Origin of the sequence: Methylobacterium sp. WL18, from assembly GCF_008040015.1 — a bacterium.
GTDB classification, from domain to species: domain Bacteria; phylum Pseudomonadota; class Alphaproteobacteria; order Rhizobiales; family Beijerinckiaceae; genus Methylobacterium; species Methylobacterium mesophilicum.
On sequence record NZ_VRVD01001181.1, the window covers coordinates 1 to 691 of the forward strand.

At 75.7% G+C, this 691-nt stretch carries 1 protein-coding gene and 1 pseudogene; both read right to left on the reverse strand.

Annotated features, from left to right (window positions below):
- Positions 1 to 391 (reverse strand): biotin/lipoyl-binding protein (locus FV228_RS31670; protein WP_147857968.1); only part of this gene is annotated, 391 nt, incomplete at its 3' end.
- A pseudogene (locus tag FV228_RS31675) lies at positions 388 to 691 on the reverse strand (ATP-binding cassette domain-containing protein); the annotation flags it as partial. The pseudogene FV228_RS31675 and the gene FV228_RS31670, both read right to left, overlap by 4 nt.

The window sequence follows — 691 nt, forward strand, 5'->3', positions numbered from 1 at the left end:
CCGGGAAGGCGGGCTCGTCGCGGCCGTCGCGCTCGGCCTCCAGCCGGGCGTTGCGGGCGGCGATCTCCCAGAGGCTCTTGGTGACGCTGTCGTAGGTCGCCCGGGTGGTGGTGGCGTCGAGGCGGACCAGCAGGTCGCCGGCCTGGACCCGGGCGCCCTCTTGGATCGGCAGTTCGGCGACCACGCCCCCGGTGGGGTGCTGGACCTTCTTGATGTTGCTCTCCACCACCAGGGAGCCGGTGGCGATGATCGCCCCGGACAGTTCCGTGGCGGCCGTCCAGGCGCCGGTGCCGGTGGCCAGCACGATCACCGCGGCGACGCCGACGACGTGCCGCCGCAGCGAGCGCCGGGTCTCGCGGGTCGGGTCGATGGAGGCCTGGTCCCGCGTCATGCGACCCTCGTGGGTGTCTGCCGGGTCAGGGCGCCCAGCTGCGCCAGGACCTCGTCGCGGGGCCCGTGCAGGCGCACGCGGCCCTCGCCCAGGACCAGGATGCGGTCGACGGCGGCCAGCGCGCTCGGCCGGTGGGCGATCACCACCACGATGCCGCCCCGGGCGCGCACGCCCTGCACGGCGGCCGACAGGGCGCGGTCGCCGTCGACGTCGAGGTTGGAGTTCGGCTCGTCGAGCACCACCAGGAACGGGTCGCCGTAGAGCGCCCGCGCCAGCGCGATCCGCTGGCGCTGGCCCCCC